Annotated in this window: 15 protein-coding genes; 10 read left to right on the forward strand and 5 right to left on the reverse strand. The window is 56.9% G+C overall.

All coding sequences use genetic code 11. From position 1 onward, the window contains the following. The 3 genes from ARC85_RS12115 to ARC85_RS12125 all read right to left on the reverse strand — a co-directional run bounded on the left by ARC85_RS12115 (position 1) and on the right by ARC85_RS12125 (position 3,727). Positions 1-561 (reverse strand): GspH/FimT family pseudopilin, encoded by a 561-nt coding sequence (locus ARC85_RS12115; RefSeq protein WP_286714933.1) that lies wholly within the window; start codon positions 559-561, stop codon positions 1-3. An 81-nt stretch (positions 562-642) separates the two neighbouring features. Continuing rightward, positions 643-2,031 (reverse strand): sigma-54-dependent transcriptional regulator, encoded by a 1,389-nt coding sequence (locus ARC85_RS12120; RefSeq protein WP_286714934.1) that lies wholly within the window; start codon positions 2,029-2,031, stop codon positions 643-645. A 49-nt stretch (positions 2,032-2,080) separates the two neighbouring features. Next, the gene (locus ARC85_RS12125) at positions 2,081-3,727 is read right to left on the reverse strand and encodes a sensor histidine kinase (RefSeq protein ID WP_278350813.1); all 1,647 of its coding nucleotides are present in this window, start codon (positions 3,725-3,727) and stop codon (positions 2,081-2,083) included. A 92-nt stretch (positions 3,728-3,819) separates the two neighbouring features. Between ARC85_RS12125 and ARC85_RS12130 the strand changes: the two genes are divergently transcribed. Beyond that, the gene (locus ARC85_RS12130) at positions 3,820-5,484 is read left to right on the forward strand and encodes an NAD+ synthase (RefSeq protein WP_286714935.1); all 1,665 of its coding nucleotides are present in this window, start codon (positions 3,820-3,822) and stop codon (positions 5,482-5,484) included. An 8-nt stretch (positions 5,485-5,492) separates the two neighbouring features. On the opposite strand, the gene ARC85_RS12135 is transcribed toward ARC85_RS12130, so the two are convergent. After that, the gene (locus ARC85_RS12135; RefSeq protein WP_286714936.1) at positions 5,493-6,326 is read right to left on the reverse strand and encodes an outer membrane protein assembly factor BamD; all 834 of its coding nucleotides are present in this window, start codon (positions 6,324-6,326) and stop codon (positions 5,493-5,495) included. A gap of 172 nt (positions 6,327-6,498) precedes the next feature. On the opposite strand from ARC85_RS12135, the gene rluD reads away from it, so the two are divergent. From rluD to clpB, 3 genes are all read left to right on the forward strand, one after another. Further along, positions 6,499-7,476, forward strand: a complete 978-nt coding sequence (gene rluD, locus ARC85_RS12140; RefSeq protein ID WP_224851299.1) for a 23S rRNA pseudouridine(1911/1915/1917) synthase RluD — start codon at positions 6,499-6,501, stop codon at positions 7,474-7,476. Between the two features lie 49 nt (positions 7,477-7,525). Next, positions 7,526-8,224, forward strand: a complete 699-nt coding sequence (pgeF, locus tag ARC85_RS12145; protein WP_206769591.1) for a peptidoglycan editing factor PgeF — start codon at positions 7,526-7,528, stop codon at positions 8,222-8,224. 174 nt (positions 8,225-8,398) lie between these two features. Continuing rightward, positions 8,399-10,978, forward strand: coding sequence for an ATP-dependent chaperone ClpB (clpB, locus tag ARC85_RS12150; protein WP_286714937.1), 2,580 nt, complete (start codon positions 8,399-8,401; stop codon positions 10,976-10,978). Positions 10,979-11,058: 80 nt separating this feature from the next. On the opposite strand, the gene ARC85_RS12155 is transcribed toward clpB, so the two are convergent. After that, positions 11,059-11,535, reverse strand: a complete 477-nt coding sequence (locus tag ARC85_RS12155; RefSeq protein WP_286714938.1) for a DUF4124 domain-containing protein — start codon at positions 11,533-11,535, stop codon at positions 11,059-11,061. A gap of 470 nt (positions 11,536-12,005) precedes the next feature. Between ARC85_RS12155 and ARC85_RS12160 the strand changes: the two genes are divergently transcribed. The 6 genes from ARC85_RS12160 to msrQ all read left to right on the forward strand — a co-directional run bounded on the left by ARC85_RS12160 (position 12,006) and on the right by msrQ (position 17,885). Next, positions 12,006-13,724: an acetolactate synthase 3 large subunit gene (locus tag ARC85_RS12160; protein ID WP_011784400.1), complete on the forward strand. Its 1,719-nt coding sequence runs from the start codon at positions 12,006-12,008 to the stop codon at positions 13,722-13,724. Between the two features lie 2 nt (positions 13,725-13,726). Further along, positions 13,727-14,218 carry an acetolactate synthase small subunit gene (gene ilvN, locus ARC85_RS12165; protein ID WP_011784401.1) on the forward strand — a complete coding sequence of 164 codons (492 nt, stop codon included), beginning with the start codon at positions 13,727-13,729 and terminating at the stop codon, positions 14,216-14,218. Positions 14,219-14,283: 65 nt separating this feature from the next. Continuing rightward, positions 14,284-15,300 (forward strand): ketol-acid reductoisomerase, encoded by a 1,017-nt coding sequence (ilvC, locus tag ARC85_RS12170; protein WP_114434758.1) that lies wholly within the window; start codon positions 14,284-14,286, stop codon positions 15,298-15,300. A 90-nt stretch (positions 15,301-15,390) separates the two neighbouring features. Then, positions 15,391-16,206 carry a CDP-diacylglycerol--serine O-phosphatidyltransferase gene (gene pssA, locus ARC85_RS12175; RefSeq protein WP_114434757.1) on the forward strand — a complete coding sequence of 272 codons (816 nt, stop codon included), beginning with the start codon at positions 15,391-15,393 and terminating at the stop codon, positions 16,204-16,206. 87 nt (positions 16,207-16,293) lie between these two features. Further along, positions 16,294-17,268: a protein-methionine-sulfoxide reductase catalytic subunit MsrP gene (gene msrP, locus ARC85_RS12180; protein WP_199452556.1), complete on the forward strand. Its 975-nt coding sequence runs from the start codon at positions 16,294-16,296 to the stop codon at positions 17,266-17,268. Continuing rightward, on the forward strand, positions 17,268-17,885 hold the full coding sequence (gene msrQ / locus ARC85_RS12185; RefSeq protein ID WP_199452606.1) for a protein-methionine-sulfoxide reductase heme-binding subunit MsrQ: 618 nt from the start codon (positions 17,268-17,270) through the stop codon (positions 17,883-17,885). Before msrP ends, msrQ begins: the two co-directional genes overlap by 1 nt. The last annotated feature ends 305 nt before the right edge of the window (positions 17,886-18,190 follow it).

Below are 18,190 nucleotides of genomic sequence, written 5' to 3' on the forward strand. Positions count from 1 at the left end.
TTACGAGCATTTCAATGGGCGTCCCTGAGCATCCTCAGGGATGCCATCTCCATCATGATCGTTTGCCAGGCGCGCCCTCCCACCTCTGTTAATAATGATTTGCCCCGCCAAACTTGCATTGCCCGTTTTCGGGCACCAGGTCACGTTGCCGAGGTCACTATGGACGAATCCAGAAGGCCTGAACTGGAAATAGCTTCGATGCAATGAGCGAACCACGATCCGACCTGAACCTCCGGTAGAAACAACTCTTAGAGGGGCTTTGCCCGCGGTTAGCTGCCTTTGATTATCTGGATCGGAAAATGCATAGATTTCATTGTTCCAATCCCGGGAACATGCGCCCATCGAGTTCACTGGGCACACCGTAACGATGACTCCTTCCATAACGGCATGTTGTCGTGCAAGGGCAAACAGGCCCAAGAGGTCGTGCAGCGTGCCACGCCTTTCCTGGTTTTGAAGGGCGCTGGTGAGTGACGGCATAGCAAGGCCTGCCAGTAATCCGATCAGTGCAGTGAGGACAAGGAGTTCAATTAGTGAGAACCCTGCTTTTTTCTGGGAATGCATCGATTAACGTCCGTGTTGGTCATATCTGGGTCAGCGTTGCATCCTGCAAGCGCCGAAGTGAGGACTAACTATACTCCAAAGTCACTCCATCCCCAACTTCTTCAACCGATACCGCAACGCCCGAAAACTGATCCCCAGTCTTTTGGCCGCCGCCGTTTTATTCCACCTTGTTGCCTCCAGAGCCTTTTCAATAGCCTGTCGCTCAATACTTTCCAGATAACCTTCGAGATCAATCTCGCCCTCTGGTACCGGCGCTGCGGCAGCATCCGTTTCTGACTCCGTCCCTCTGGTCGCCGAGGCGGAGCCTGCTGGCGCAACACCGCCGCCGAGATGCAGATCCCCGGCATCAATCAGGTCTTCGTCGCACAGGGTAAAGGCGCGTTCCAGGATGTTCTCCAGTTCCCGCACGTTACCGGGAAACTCGTAGCCTTTGAGTCGTTCGACGGCGGCCGCGGTGAGTCTGGCCGGGTCGCATTCGTATTCCCGGGCGATACGCTGGAGAATGTGCTCTGCCAGCAGGGGGATATCATCGGCGCGCTCGCGCAGCGGGGGAACAGCCAGTTCGATGACGTTGATCCGGTAAAACAGATCCTGGCGGAAATCGCCTTCCTGCACCAGTTCCGGGAGGTTTTTATGGGTGGCGCTGAGTACCCGGATATCCACCGGCACTTCTTTGGTTTCACCGACCGGGCGAACGGCTTTCTCCTGGATAGCCCGCAGCAGTTTTACTTGCATGGCCAGGGGCAGGTCGGCCACTTCGTCCAGAAACAGGGTGCCACCATCGGCGGAGCGGAACAGCCCCTGTTTGTTCTCGACGGCGCCGGTGAAACTGCCTTTTTTGTGGCCGAAGAACTCGCTTTCCATCAACTCCGAGGGGATGGCTCCACAGTTCACGGCGACAAAGGGGCCGTCACTTCTGGGCCCTTGCAGATGAATCATGCGGGCAACCAGTTCCTTGCCGCTGCCGGATTCGCCACTGATAAACACCGGTGCCTGGCTTCGGGCGAGCTTTTTTGTCTGTGTGCGCAGTTTCCGGATTTGCGGCGAGTCGCCCAGAAGCAGACCGGGCTCATCGGAATCGGCGGTTTCGCGGGCTTTGGGTTCGGACAGCTTCAGGGCGCTGTTGACCAGTTCCCGCAGGCGGGGCAGCTCCACGGGCTTGGACACGAAGTCAAAGGCGCCGGCCTTGAGCGATTCGATGGCTGTGTCCATGCTGCCATAGGCGGTAATCACCGCAACGGGCGTGCAGGGCGTGTGTTGCTGAATCCAGTGTACAAGCTCTATGCCATTGCCGTCGGGAAGGTTCATGTCGGTCAGGCAGAGCTGGGGTTTGTGCCGTTGCAGAAGTTCCCTGGCGCTGGCCAGATCGGGGGCGGTGTAGGTGGTAATGCCCATCCGGGTGAGGGTGATTTCCAGTAGATCCCGGATATCCGGCTCGTCGTCAACAATCAGCGCTGTTTGTGTAGTCATTCTGTGTCTTCGGTTCCCTGTTGAATTCAAACGCCCGATGGCCAGCTGGTCAGATCATTCGCCCGGGGTGAGCGAAGGTTATGCGGAATCGGCACCCCGGCTGTCCGTCATCGACCAGCGACAGGTGTGCCTGGTTGGCTTCGCATAACTCCCTGGCCAGGTAAAGGCCAAGCCCGGTTCCGCTTTTATCCGTGGTGAAAAAGGGCTCGAATACGGAATGCCGATGCTCGGCACTGATGCCCGGGCCAAAATCCCGAACGTCCACGTAAGCCCGTTTGCCATCGGCCGTGGCGCCCGCAATTAATTGTATCCTGTTTTGCCCGGTCTGCTGTTTGCTGTACCGCAAACCATTGTCGCACAGATTCACCATCACCTGCTCAATCTGGCTCTTGTCGAAACGAGCCTGTGGAATCTGCTCGCTGATATTCAATTCGATCGTGGTGGCCGTTTCCCCATTCACGGTCTGCACGAAATCATCCCGGAACTCGCGAAGCCATTGGCCGACATCTATCAGCTCGGAATTTGCGGTCCGGCGGCGAGAAAGGTCCAGCACATTCTCGATGATGCCATTCACCCGTCGGGAGTGACGGCGAATGATGTCGAGCATGCGAAGATCCCCCTCATCCAGGCTGGGGGATTCTTCCATCAACTGGGCAGCGTGGCTTATGGCGCCGAGAGGATTCCGGATTTCGTGAGCGATGCCAGCCGTTAAGCGTCCGAGTGAGGCCAGCTTCATCTGTTGGGCCTGCTGGGTCACTTTACTCATGTCTTCAATAAACACCAGAATCTGGTCGCCCCGTTCCTGGTCAAGTTGCGTGAAGTTGGCCTGCAAAAGCGGTGAGGTAGACGACGCCTGAAAGGGTTCAATCCGCATGTTGGGGTTTTTCAGCCAGCTTTCGAGCCCCTGCCTGAGCGGTTTAGGCAGTAGCCGTGCACGGGGCTCCAGATCTTCTCCATCGGCGCTCACACCGAACAGCAGTTCTTCGGCGGCGGCGTTGGCAAGCCGGATCTGGCCGAAGCGATCAAGTACCAGGATGCCGGTGCGCATACGCTGGATGATCTGCTGGTTGATCTGCTCCAGTTCCTGAATGCTTCTTGCCCGGCTGCTCGCCAGAGCTTCACTGCGGATCATCCGTTTTGAGATGCCTTGCAGGACAAAAGCCGCGGCAAAGTAGAGTATGCCCAGGGTGCCCGCCCGGACGATGTCGTCGGCGGTTTCATCGATGGCCAGAACGGCCCAGCCGGAAATGCCCAGCGAACAGATGGCAGCCAGTGCTGCGTAGAACGTGCCGACCCGGCTGGGTGTGAGAATATTGCCCGCCGCTACAGACACTATTACCAGGTTGGCCAGGCCATTGGTGATTCCGGTACTGGCGAATAGAAGCCCATGCATCACCAGTATGTCGATCAGAATGGAGAGCGTGATATGCCTCTGCCGTGGCTGAAAGCCGGCAAGCAGTAAAAGTGCAGTAAAGCCGTTAATAGCCAGATAGGTAACAACGCCCGCCTGGTAGTACTCCAGCCAGCGGAACTTGCTGTCGGTGGTGAATGGATCGAAGAACAGCAAGCCCAGCAGCATCAGGCTGATTACTACGCGATAGTGGTTGTATACACGAAACAGCCTTGCCTGTTGCTGCTTTGCCGGTGGCCCGAAAGCAGAGCGCTTGCTGTCATTGTGGGCAGTGTCTTGAGCCATGGAGCGGTTCATCTGTCTGTGTGCGGGAGAAATCTTTGTTGTTGACGGGTTATAATAGCCTTTTAACGGCAATAAGTTACAGGAGCCAGTCCATGCCGGAAGCCGGTCAAGCACCCCAGAGCCAGAACGCCGCCAGAAAACTCCGCGTTGTTATGGCGCAACTGGATTTCCTGGTGGGAGATATTCCGGGCAATACCGATCTGATTCTGGAGGCAGCGCAGCGGGCCTGGGATGAGCATCAGGCCGATATCGTTGTCTTTCCGGAGCTTTGCCTGACCGGCTACCCGCCGGAGGATCTCCTGTTGCGCCCGAGTCTGGATCTTCGCGTGAGCGAAGCATTGGAAAAGCTGCAAAGTGCAGCATTGCCTTCAGCGATGGTAATCGGTGCTCCGATTCGCTCTGGAGGATTGCTGTATAACGCGGCGCTGGTGATTGAAGCCGGTCAGGTTCGCGGCTGCTACTTCAAACGCTTCCCGCCGAACTACCAGGTTTTTGACGAAAAGCGCTATTTCGCCGAAGGTTCCGACACACTGGTGCTCGACATTAAAGGCCAGCCTGTCGGCATTACCGTGTGTGAGGATCTCTGGAAAGATGGCCCTGTGGAAGATGCGGCAGCCGCGGGTGCCCGGCTCATCCTTAATCTCAATGCCTCGCCCTACGATATCGATAAACAGGCCCGTCGCAAGGCTTTGCTGGAACGCAAGTCCCGGGAGAACCGGGTCAGCATCGTCTATGTGAACCTTGTGGGCGGCCAGGATGAGCTGGTGTTTGATGGCGGCTCCATGGTGTTTGATCATTCCGGTGGGCTGTCGGCGGAAGTGCTTCAGTTCGAGGAAGGGCTGTACCCGGTGGACCTCTTGTGCGAACACCACTGCCAGCCGATCTCCCGCCCATTGCCGCCAGAACCGCAGCTGGAAGCCAATGTATACCGCGCCCTGGTGACTGGTGTGCGGGATTACGTCAACAAGAATGGTTTCAGGTCGGTAGTACTTGGCCTGTCCGGCGGCATCGATTCGGCGGTTACACTGGCGGTTGCGGTGGATGCACTGGGCAAGGAGCGTGTGCACGCGGTGATGATGCCGTTCCGGTATACCTCCAGCATCAGCCTGGAAGATGCCGAAGCCGAGGCCACCGCCCTGGGTGTGCAGTATGACGTGTTCTCCATTGAGCCCATGTACGATGCCTTCATGGCGGCGCTGGCAGAACCGTTTGCGGGCACCAAGCCGGATACCACTGAGGAAAACCTTCAGGCCCGTCTGAGGGGGGTGCTGCTCATGTCGCTGTCCAACAAGTTTGGCTCGTTGGTGCTCACGACTGGCAACAAGAGTGAAATGGCGGTTGGCTATTCCACGCTATACGGTGACATGGCAGGTGGCTTTGATGTTCTGAAGGATGTGCCGAAAACGCTGGTTTTCCGGCTGGCGCGCTACCGCAATACCCTGTCACCAGTGATTCCGGAGCGGGTGATTACCCGTCCGCCCTCAGCCGAGCTGGCGCCAGACCAGAAAGATGAGGACAGCTTGCCGGGCTATGACGTGCTGGATCAGATTCTGAACCTATACGTGGAGCGTGATTACAGTGCTGATGCTATCGTCGCGGAAGGGTTTGAGCGCGAGGATGTGGATAGGGTGGTCAGGCTGGTTGATATCAATGAATACAAGCGGCGCCAGGCCCCCATCGGTGTTCGTATTACCGAACGGGGCTTTGGCAAAGACAGACGCTATCCCATTACCAACGGCTGGAAGAGCGGGAAGTAATCCCGCTCTTATTCATCCCCCATCAGACCAAAGGTCACCACGTTGGTCAGTGACCGGTTCTGGCGGCGAAGAAGATCCGATTCGTACTCACCGTTCGCGTTGAAGGCCTCGCTGTTGGGGAAGTTTTTTCTCAGCGTGGCAATGGCATCGTTGGCGCCCTTTTTCAGCTCCAGAAAGCGGAAGGTGTCCGCCAGGATCATCAAGGCCTCCTCCACTGAAGGCGAAGAAGGGTAGTTCTCCACCACGTACCGGGCACGGTTATTGGCCGCCACATAGGCTTCACGCTTGATGTAGTAGCGGGCTGCGTGCAGCTCCAGTTCAGCCATGCGGTTGCGGATGGCGATCATGCGCTGGCGGGCGTCCAGGGCATATTCACTGTCCGGAAACCGGTTCAGCAGCTGTGAGAAATCGCGGAACGCCTGCAATTGCTCGCCGGGATTGCGTGCGGCCGCATCAACAGGGAAATAGCGGGCGGCCAGGCCAAGGTCCAGGTTGTAGGAGGCTAGCCCTCTCATATAGAGGGCATAGTCCAGGTGATCACTCTGCGGATTCAGGCGCATGAAGCGGTCGGCGGCAGCCCGGGAACCTTCAAGGTCGAGGTTCTGGTAACGGGCAAAGATCAGATCAAGCTGGGCCTGTTCGGCATAACGGCCGAATGGATAATAGGTTTCCAGGGCATCCAGGTTCTGTTCGGCTTCGTTGAAGTTGCCCGAGTTCATGGCCTTGCGGGCATTCTCGTAATAGGTTTGTTCCGGCAGGACTTCCACCTCCTTCTGGGACGCACAGCCGGCGGCCAGCGCAAAAAGTGTGGAAAGTAGCAGTAATCGAACGACTGATCTCATGCCGGAATCCCGTATAATGTTCAGAACTTGTGGTTGGATTGGTCATTGTAACGGGGAAGGCTGTCTGTGTGCAGTGTTTCCCGATATTGGCACCAGAATCTGACCGAAACGTAACATCGCCGCCTGTCCGGCGGCCGTCTGCGCCAGAAACCAACGGCGAAAACGAGGCTGAATGACTTCCGAAAACCGAATTACCGGCCAATTTACCGTACCGCCGGAGCTCAGCGATAAACGGCTGGACCAGGCAGCGGCGGAACTGATGCCCGAGCATTCCCGCTCCCGCCTGCAGTCCTGGATCAAGAGCGGAGCCCTGACGGTGAACGGTAAATCCCGCAAGCCGCGGGACAAGGTAATGATGGGCGATTCCCTGGCTCTCGATGCTGAGCCGGAAGTGCAGGTGACCTGGGAAGCCGAACCCATCAGCCTGGATATCGTCTACGAAGATGAGCACTTGCTGGTGATTAACAAGCCGGCCGGGTTGGTGGTGCACCCAGCGGCCGGCCATTCTGATGGCACGCTGGTGAACGCCCTGCTGAATTACGCGCCGGAAGTGGAAAACCTGCCGAGGGCAGGTATTGTTCACCGCCTGGACAAGGATACCTCCGGCATCATGGTGGTGGCCCGCAGCCTGATTGCACATACCTCCCTGGTAGACCAGCTGCAAACACGCACGATGGGGCGGGAGTATGAGGCCGTGGTGGTGGGCGCGCTGACCGGTGGTGCAACAGTTGACGCACCTATTGGCCGTCATCCGCAGGATCGTAAACGCATGGCCGTGGTTTCCAGTGGCAAACCGGCGGTCACCCATTACCGCCTGCTGGAGCGTTTTGCCGCGCATACCCTGGTTCGTTGCAAGCTGGAAAGTGGCCGCACCCATCAGATCCGTGTGCACATGGCGCATGTGCGCCACCCGCTGGTTGGTGATCCTGCCTACGGTGGGCGTCTGCGGTTGCCCAAAGGCACTACAGAGGAGCTTCGGGATGTACTGGCTGCGTTCACCCGGCAGGCCCTGCATGCGAGACAGTTGACCCTTGAGCATCCGGAAACGGGTGAGATTCTGAGCTGGGAGGTGCCGCTACCAGAGGATATGGTTCACCTGATCGAAGCTCTGCGCAAACACGCCCGGGAGCTGGAAGAACGTGATTTCTGACAACTACATCCTGAGGCCGAGTTGGTCCGCACCGGGGGCGGTGCAAGCCATGTGCACGACTCGCAAGGGAGGCGTCAGTGAGGCGCCGTGGAGTTCGCTCAACCTCGGGGATCATGTCGGGGATAGCCCTGAATCTGTCGCCGAAAACCGGCAGCGCCTGGCCCGCTTCACGGGGTTAGAGGTGGATCGGATTGGCTGGTTGAATCAGGTGCATGGTGCGAGGGTGGTCGAGCTTACACCCGACAACGCTCAACAGGTTCCTGAAGCGGATGCCAGTTTCACCCGATCGCCCGGCCTTAGTTGTGCCATTCTGACTGCCGACTGCCTGCCCGTAGTGATTGCGGATTCCGATGGAACCGTAGTGGGGGCTGCTCACGCCGGCTGGCGCAGCCTCAGCGGAGGCGTGCTGGAAAACCTGGTCAGTGCGATGGCGGTTGAGCCTGACAAGCTTTCGGCCTGGCTGGGCCCCGCCATTGGTCCCGACAGTTTCGAAGTTGGCCCGGAAGTGCGCGAAGCGTTTGTTCAGCACAGTCCGGAAGCTGCGAAAGCCTTTGACACCAAGGGTGCCCGCCCGGGCCATTTCATGGCCGATATCTACAGTCTGGCAACCCTGCGTCTGAGTCAGGTTGGTGTCTCGTCCGTCGCTGGCGGTAGTCTGTGCACCGTTCAGGATCGGGAATGGTTCTTTTCCTATCGCCGGGATGGTCAAACCGGCCGTATGGCCACCCTGGTCTGGCTAAAATCCTGAAGTCTCGATAGCTCTTCCTGATGTGTTAACTGACAGCCGTCAAATTTCTGACGAATTGCGGTCTGCCCAACTTGAACTCCCCCCACTTGCCCCTACATTAAGTTTCAAAGCAATCGGAATATCCGGACCACAGGGTTGATCGGTATTCACTACGAATTTTGGGGATAAGAGCACATGAGAATCGACAAGCTCACCAGCAAGCTGCAAACCGCGTTGGCGGATGCGCAGTCCATCGCGGTTGGCAAAGACCATAACTTCATCGAGCCCGTGCATCTGATGCAGGCCCTGCTGGACCAGCAGGGAAGCTCCATTAAACCGCTGCTCAAACAAGTGGGGGTTGAGCCCGGCCGGGTAAGACAGGCCGTGGCGAAGGAAATTGAGAACCTGCCGGAGGTGCAGGGCAATGCCGGCGATGTGTCCATGTCGAACGACATGGGGCGACTGTTTAACATTTCCGACAAGCTGGCCCAGAAGCGGGGTGACCAGTTCATATCCAGTGAGCTGGTTCTGCTGGCGGCGGTTGAAGACCGCGGTTCCCTGGGGCGCATTCTGCGAGAGCAAGGCGTTGACAAGGCCGCGCTGGAAAAGGCCATTGACGAAGTGCGCGGGGGAGAGTCGGTGAACGATGCCGGCGCGGAGGAAAACCGTCAGGCCCTGTCAAAGTACACCATTGATCTTACCGAGCGGGCCGAGGCCGGCAAGCTGGACCCGGTGATTGGTCGCGACGATGAAATCCGTCGCACCATTCAGGTACTGCAGCGCCGGCGCAAGAATAATCCGGTGCTGATTGGTGAGCCCGGTGTGGGGAAAACGGCCATCGTCGAGGGGCTGGCCCAGCGTATCGTCAACGGCGAGGTGCCTGATGGTCTGAAAGACAAGAAGGTGCTGTCGCTGGACATGGGCGCATTGATTGCCGGCGCCAAATTTCGCGGCGAATTTGAGGAGCGCCTGAAGGCGGTGCTTAACGAGCTGTCCAAGCAGGAAGGCCAGATCATCCTGTTCATTGACGAAATCCACACCATGGTGGGGGCCGGTAAAGCCGAAGGGTCCATGGATGCCGGCAATATGCTGAAGCCGGCGCTGGCCCGGGGAGAGTTGCATTGTGTCGGCGCCACCACGCTGAATGAGTACCGGGAAAATATTGAAAAAGACGCAGCACTGGAGCGCCGTTTCCAGAAAGTGCTGGTCAGCGAGCCCAGTGAGGAAGATACCATCGCCATCCTGCGTGGGCTGAAAGAGCGCTATGAGGTTCACCATGGGGTTGAGGTAACGGATGGCGCCATCATCGCGGCCGCCAAGCTGTCTCATCGATATATTACCGATCGTCAGTTGCCGGATAAGGCCATTGACCTGGTGGATGAAGCGGCCAGCCAGATCCGTATGGAAATGGACTCCAAGCCTGAGGCGCTGGATCGCCTGGAGCGCCGGCTGATTCAGCTCAAGATTGAGCGGGAAGCCCTGAAAAAGGAAACCGACGCAGCCTCTAAGAAGCGGCTGGAAGAGTTGTCTGCCGTTATCGGAAACGTTGAGCGCGAATACGCCGACCTTGAGGAAGTCTGGAACACTGAAAAGGCGGCTCTGCATGGCTCCCAGAAGATCAAGAGCCAACTGGAGCAGGCCAGGATTGACCTGGAGAATGCCCGCCGTGCAGGGGATCTGGGCAAGATGTCCGAGCTGCAGTACGGCAAGATCCCGGAGCTGGAGCGCCAACTGGATATGGCCAGCCAGGCGGAAATGATGGAAATGAAGCTGTTGCGCAACCGGGTCACGGATGAAGAAATTGCGGAAATCGTTTCAAAGTGGACCGGGATTCCGGTATCCAAGATGCTGGAGGGGGAGCGCGACAAGCTGATGCGCATGGAGGAAGCCCTCCACGATCGGGTCATTGGCCAGGATGAGGCCGTGGAAGCGGTATCCAATGCGGTGCGCCGGTCCCGGGCTGGACTGTCGGATCCGAATCGTCCCAATGGTTCTTTCCTGTTCCTTGGGCCGACCGGGGTGGGGAAGACCGAGTTGTGCAAGGCGCTGGCAAACTTCCTGTTCGATACCGAAGAGGCCATGGTTCGCATCGATATGTCGGAATTCATGGAGAAGCACTCGGTCGCCCGTTTGATTGGTGCGCCTCCCGGATATGTGGGGTATGAAGAGGGTGGCTACCTGACTGAGGCCGTGCGTCGCAGGCCCTACTCGGTTCTGCTTCTGGATGAGGTTGAAAAGGCGCACCCGGATGTCTTCAACATCCTGCTTCAGGTGCTGGATGATGGGCGTCTGACCGATGGTCAGGGCCGCACGGTCGACTTCCGCAACACAGTGGTGGTGATGACCTCAAACCTGGGTTCCCACATCATTCAGGAGAAGGCCGGAGAAGAGAACTACGAAGATATGAAGTCGGCGGTGATGGAAGTGGTTGGCACTCATTTCCGGCCGGAGTTCATTAACCGTGTGGATGAAGTGGTGGTGTTCCATCCGCTGGCGGAGTCCCAGATTCAGGGCATCGCCCGCATCCAGATCGAGAATCTGGCTCGTCGCCTGAAGGATCAGGACATGAAACTGGAACTCGGAGACGACGTCATGCAGTTGCTGGCGGAAGTCGGGTACGACCCGGTTTATGGTGCCCGGCCTCTGAAGCGGGCGATTCAGCGGATGATCGAGAATCCGTTGGCGCAGAAGCTGCTGCAGGGTGACTTTGTGCCCGGCGATACCATTCGCGCAACGGTTCAGGAAGACCGTCTGGTGTTCAGTAAGAACGGCTGAGGGCGGAACCTCAGCTGCTGAAAAAGAAAAGGGCGAAAGGCACGAGTCTCCGCCCTTTTCTGTTCTCCGAACCTTCGGATTTAACGCTCGCTGCTGCCTTCTTGTTCCGGGCCGCAGTTTTCGTCTGCAATTTCCTGGAACTTCTGGCGCTGCTGTTCGATTTCTTCGGGGCTCAGATACCGGGTTTCACCGTTCTCCTCCACCCGGATGCGAGCGTTGCGGTTGATCACCTGAAGATTGGAGCGTGCTGTGCCGCAGTTGGCTTCGCGCTGCTTCCGGCGAGCTTCTTCAACCGCGGATTCTTCTCGTTGCTGCTGCTCTGCCGCTTGTTGTTCCTGCAGTTCGTCCAGCTGTTCCTGGGCGCTTCGTCGCTGAACACCGGCGCCCTGACTGGTGCCGGAACGGACGTTGACCTGCTCGGCGTTACGGCCGGTTGGCTGCCGGTCGCCAAAGTGTGTCACGCCGTTCTCGTCTGTCCACTTATAGACCGAAGCGCTGGTTGCAAGGCCGGGTGCGGCCGCCATCAATACCGTCAGCAATAATATTTTTCGGTTCATGTCTCTGCTCGTCACTTGGTTACTGCCTGTGGCTATCATGCCATCGGATGGCTGGATTTTCCTGTCTCTGGTTCAAAATCTTGCACGCAGTTTTGCACAGTATGGCAGAGAGAGGCGAATTCGGCGGTAATTAAGCCACAGCGCCTATTGACAGCGAGTTTCCCGCTGTCAGAATTACCGATTGCCTGAAGACTGGGGTCAATACGGCAGGCAATCCCGAGCGAGTATCCCCCGTTAATCACCACACTGCGTTCGCCAGCGCTTGGCGGGCCTTGGTTGTTGCTTACGTGCAACCCGTTGATTGGCCGTTCTCCGCAACCCTCAGGAGGGCGGCTGGCCAGGAGACAACCTCTTTAGTTTTAGTGTGGAGGAGTACGCCGGTTCCGCTTTCACAAGAAGCAGGGAAACCGAGAATCCAGGCAACCGGGGCGTAACCCGGCTCATTCACTCGTAGAAGAGGGTAGAAAATCGTGGAGTTATTGTCTGGCGCCGATATGCTGATCCGCTCCCTGCAGGATGAAGGGATCGAATACATATACGGCTATCCGGGTGGTGCAGCCCTTCATATTTATGATGCGCTGTTCAGGCAGGACAAAGTCAAGCATATTCTGGTTCGGCACGAACAGGCGGCGGTCCACATGGCCGACGGCTATGCCCGTGCAACCGGAAAACCAGGTACCGTACTGGTGACCTCGGGTCCTGGAGCCACCAACACTATTACCGGCATTGCCACCGCGTTCATGGATTCCATCCCCATGGTGGTTCTGTGCGGCCAGGTTGCATCCACCCTTATTGGTGAGGATGCCTTCCAGGAAACCGATATGATCGGTGTTTCCCGTCCGGTGGTTAAGCACAATCTGAGCGTTCGTCACCCCGAGGAAATCCCTGAGGTAATCCGCAAGGCATACTACATCGCTGCTACCGGTCGTCCCGGTCCGGTTGTGGTTGATATCCCGAAGGATATGACCACACCGAATGAGCGCTATGAGTACTCCTATCCCAAGAAGGTCAAGCTGCGCTCCTATAACCCGGCGGTTCGTGGCCATGCCGGTCAGATCAAAAAAGCCGTCGACATGCTGATGGCGGCCAAACGCCCGGTCATCTATGCCGGCGGCGGTGTGATCCTGGGCAAGGCTTCCAGCCAGTTGACCGAGCTGACCCGGACCCTGGGCTTCCCTATCACCAACACCCTGATGGGCATCGGTTGCTATCCGGCGACTGACAAACAGCACCTGGGCTGGCTGGGTATGCACGGTACCTATGAAGCCAACATGGCGATGCACCATTCAGATCTGATTCTCTGTGTGGGCGCGCGCTTTGATGATCGCGTGACCAACGCCACCGAGAAGTTCTGCCCGGGCGCGCGCATTATTCATATCGATATCGACCCGGCATCTATCTCAAAGACCATAGATGCAGACGTGCCCATTGTCGGCCCGGTGGATGCGGTACTGAAAGAAATGCTGTCGCTGGTAAAAGAATCCAGGGACAAGCCGGATGCCGAGGCGCTGGCATCGTGGTGGAAGCAGATTGAAGAGTGGCGCGCGTTCCACGGCATGCGTTACGAGACCAGCCCGGATGTAATCAAGCCCCAGGAAGTGGTCGAGATGCTCTGGAAGCTCACCAATGGTGATGCCTTCGTAACCACCGATGTAGGTCAGCACCAGATGTTTGCTGCCCAGTACTACAAGTTTGACAAGCCGAACCGATGGATCAACTCCGGTGGCCTCGGCACCATGGGCTTCGGCCTGCCAGCCGCCATGGGCATCAAACTGACCCATCCGGAAGATGAAGTGCTGTGCTTCACTGGTGAAGGCAGTATCCAGATGAATATCCAGGAACTGTCCACCTGCAAGCAGTACGATCTGCCGGTGAAGATCATCAACCTGAATAACCAGGCTCTGGGCATGGTTAAGCAGTGGCAGGACATGAATTACGAGTCCCGCCATTCCCAGTCTTACATGGAGTCTTTGCCGGACTTCATCAAGCTGGCGGAAGCGTATGGTCATGTGGGTGTGCGCATTGATCGCAAGGAAGACCTGGAGCCCAAGCTCAAGGAAGTCCTGGCCATGAAAGACAAACTGGTGTTTGTCGATATCTATGTGGACCGCTTTGAGCATGTCTATCCCATGCAGGTCGCTCGAGGATCCATGAAAGACATGTGGCTCAGCAAAACGGAGAGGGTGTGATCATGCGTCGAATCATTTCTGTTTTGCTGGAAAACGAACCCGGCGCACTGTCTCGTGTGGTTGGCCTGTTTTCGCAGCGCAACTACAACATCGAAACCCTGACCGTAGCGCCCACGGAAGACGAAACCCTGTCTCGCCTGACTGTCACCACGACAGGTTCCGACAAGGTGATCGAGCAGATCACCAAGCAGCTGAACAAGCTGATCGAAGTGGTCAAGCTGGTGGATCTGACCGAGGGCGCTCACATAGAGCGGGAGCTGATGCTGGTCAAGCTCAAGGCAACCGGATCCCAGCGTGCCGAGATCAAGCGCACGGTGGATATCTTCCGTGGCCAGATTGTGGATGTCACCAGTTCTGTCTACACCGTGCAGCTTGCCGGCGACAGTGAAAAGCTGGATGGCTTCATTCAGGCAGTGGGCACTTCGGGTGTTCTGGAAGTTGTTCGCACTGGCGTATCTGGCATTGCCCGTGGCGAAAAGGTACTCAGCCTGTAAGGGCTGCCGAAACAAATCGAAAATCATGGCCCCGAGGGGCCATTACATACATATAGAGGTTTCTCATGCAGGTTTATTACGATAAAGATTGTGATCTTTCCATCATCCAAGGCAAGAAAGTTGCCATTCTGGGCTTCGGCTCTCAGGGCCACGCCCACGCGTGCAACCTGAAGGATTCCGGTGTAGACGTGGTTGTTGGTCTGCGTTCCGGTTCATCCTCCATCGCCAAGGCTGAAGCCTATGGACTGAAGACCAGCGATGTGGCTTCTGCCGTTGCATCTGCAGACGTGGTCATGGTTCTGACGCCGGACGAGTTCCAGGCCCAGCTGTACCGTGAGGAAATCGAGCCGAACCTGAAGCAGGGTGCTACCCTGGCCTTCGCTCACGGCTTCGCGATTCACTACAACCAGATCGTTCCGCGCAAAGATCTGGACGTGATCATGGTTGCCCCGAAGGCTCCGGGCCACACTGTGCGCACCGAGTTCACCAAGGGCGGTGGTATCCCTGACCTGATTGCGATCTTCCAGGACGCGTCCGGCAACGCCAAGAACGTAGCCCTGTCCTACGCCAGCGGCATCGGCGGCGGCCGTACCGGTATCATCGAAACCACCTTCAAAGACGAAACCGAAACCGATCTGTTCGGTGAGCAGGCGGTTCTGTGTGGTGGCGCGGTTGAGCTGGTTAAAGCCGGCTTCGAAACCCTGACCGAAGCGGGCTACGCTCCGGAAATGGCGTACTTCGAGTGTCTGCACGAGCTGAAGCTGATCGTTGACCTGATGTACGAAGGCGGCATCGCCAACATGAATTACTCCATCTCCAACAACGCCGAGTACGGTGAGTACGTAACCGGTCCGGAGGTGATCAACGAGCAGTCCCGCGAAGCCATGCGCAACGCACTGAAGCGCATCCAGAGCGGCGAATACGCCAAGATGTTCATCTCTGAAGGTGCCCTGAACTATCCGTCCATGACCGCTCGCCGTCGCCAGAATGCGGCTCACGAGATCGAGACCGTGGGCGAGAAGCTGCGTTCCATGATGCCGTGGATTTCCGCGAACAAGATCGTGGACAAAGACAAGAACTGATCCGGATTTTCGGTAAGGTTTGGAAACGCGGCCCCTTGTGGCCGCGTTTTTCGTTTATACTCCGCCCAAATGCTTTCCGGAGTTTATGGAATGACTGAAGAAAAGAATACCGTGGAAAAATCAGAAACCAGGAAAGCCGCAGATCCGGAAATTGAGCCCGGTGAAGTGGTTGAAGAGGAGCTTGTTGAGGGGACCAAGGTTCGTCGCAAAGGCATTTACCTGCTTCCCAACGCGCTGACGACTGCCTCTCTGTTCTCTGGATTCTATGCGATTGTTTCTGCCGCCAATGGTGTCTTCGACAATGCTGCTATTGCCATTTTTGTGTCCATGATTCTGGATGGGCTGGATGGCCGTGTCGCCCGGATGACAAATACCCAGAGCAAATTCGGTGAGGAATACGACAGCCTTGCCGACATGGTGGCCTTCGGTGTTGCGCCCGGCCTGGTGGCCTTTTTCTGGTCCCTCAACGGATTGGACAAAGTGGGCTGGGTGGTTACGTTCATCTACGTGGCTGGCGCAGCATTGCGGTTGGCTCGGTTCAATACCCAGATCGGCTCCGTGGACAAAAAATACTTTGTGGGCCTGCCCAGTCCATCGGCAGCTGCCTGTGTTGCGGGGCTGGTGTGGTGTTTCCACAGTTTCGAGCCATCGTCCTGGCTGACGTTGCTGACAATTATCGTTGTGGCCGGAACCGGTGTGCTGATGGTCAGCAATATTCTTTACCGCAGCTTCAAGGATCTCGATCTTCGAGGTCGGGTGCCTTTCGCGGCAATACTTCTGGTGGTGCTGGTGTTTGTGGTGATCGCCCTTGATCCCGCCACCGTACTCTTCACCGGGTTCCTGATTTACGCACTTTCCGGCCCGGTCCGGGCTCTGTTCCGTCGCAAGCCGGCCCGCGCTCGGTAGGACTTACCCCTCGGCCGAGTGAATCGGCCGGGAATTTTCTCGGGAACCTCCGGTCAGTTACCTCAAGTAATGAATTGGAGGTTCCCGATGCTTATCAAGCGCCGCCCGTCGTGGGCTCTGTCAGAATCTGAAGTGACGCCTGAATCCGTCTACCTGAACCGGCGGAAATTCATGGCCGGGACGATGGCATCCGCTGCGGCGCTGACCATGCCGGCCCTTCTCAAGGCGGAGGAGGGCGGAATTCCTGGCGACGCCCTGCAGTATAAGGCCATGCCGGCGTTTTCTACCGACGAAAAGAAAGCGCCTTACCCCGCGATTACTTCCTACAACAACTTTTATGAGTTTGGTACGGACAAAGGCGACCCTGCGCGCTATGCCGATGCCATGTCGGTCGATCCCTGGTCTGTATCTGTCGAAGGTGAATGTGCAAAGACAGGCGCCTATGCGCTGGAAGATCTGCTGAAGCCTCACCAGTATCAGGAGCGTATTTACCGGTTGCGTTGTGTGGAAGCCTGGTCGATGGTGATTCCGTGGGTCGGTGTGCCGTTGGCCGAAGTGCTCGCCAGTCTGCAGCCGACATCAAAAGCTAAATACGTCTACTTCGAAACGCTTCATGATCCGGACCAGATGCGTGGGCAGCGCTCCATGTTCAGCGTGATTGACTGGCCCTACCGGGAGGGGCTCCGGATGGACGAGGCCATGAACGAGTTGTCGTTTCTGGCCATTGGTTTGTACGGCAAGACCCTGCCAAACCAGAATGGTGCGCCGATCCGCCTGGTTGTGCCGTGGAAGTATGGCTTCAAGAGCATCAAGTCGATCGTCCGTATCCGCTTCATGGAGGAGCGACCCAAGACCAGCTGGGAGATGATTGCGCCTGAAGAGTATGGCTTCTATGCCAACGTGAATCCGGAAGTGGATCATCCGCGCTGGAGTCAGAAACGTGAGCGTCGCCTGCCCTCTGGTTTGTTGAGTCCGAACTGGATCGAGACAGTGAAGTTTAACGGCTATGGTGAACAGGTCGCTCATCTATACAAGGATATGGATCTTTCCAGGTATTATTGATGGCATCCAAGGCTTCTCGTCAATTTCCCTATGCTCCGGTTAAAGTCCTGGTTTTTCTGTCCTGCCTGATTCCGCTCGCGTTGATCGGGTGGGACATCCAGAGTGGTAATCTGGGGCCTGATCCAGGCCAGACCATTACAGAAGCGCTCGGTATCGCAGCGTTCCAGTTTCTACTGATAACGCTTTTAATATCGCCATTGCGGAAAATCACAGGTTGGGCCGGTTGGCTCCGATTCCGCAGGATGCTGGGCCTGTACGCTTTCTTCTATGCGACTTTGCATGTGCTCGCCTTTCTCCAGTTTATCCTTGGTTGGTTTGATCTCTGGGCAACCTTTACCAAACGCCCCTATATCATCGCGGGCGGGTTGGCCTTCCTGTTGATGGTTCCGCTGGCGGCAACGTCTACCAGAGGCATGATGAAAAGAGTGGGGCGTGGCTGGAAACCATTACATCGTCTTATCTACAGTTCGGCGGTTCTGGCCTGGGTTCATTTCCTGTGGCAGGCACGCAGCGATGTGACCGAAATGATGATCTACGGGTTGGCGCTGGCTGTAATACTGGGTGCCAGGGTGTACTGGTCTGGTTTCTCCACCCTCATTCCTCTGAAAAGAACGTGATTTTGGTCAAGTTCTAAACGTTTTGGTGGGTGTTTGATCACTCGCATAGGTGGAAACCGAAGCCCGGTAAAATAAATTGAAAATGGGCGTTGACAGTTTTCCTGAGGGCTGTAGAATGCGCACCACTTCTGAGGGACACGGCAGACAACGCCGGTTCACGAGGAACGCAACTGCTTGAAAGTGTTCGAAAATTTGCTTCAAAAATTCTTCGAAAAAAGTGGTTGACAGGGCAGCGGAACGATGTAGAATACGCGGCCTTGATTGAGCAACAGCTCAAACGCTCTTTAAAAAGTTAACCAAGTAAT

The organism is Marinobacter sp. tcs-11, assembly GCF_002049515.1.
Lineage (GTDB): Bacteria > Pseudomonadota > Gammaproteobacteria > Pseudomonadales > Oleiphilaceae > Marinobacter > Marinobacter nauticus.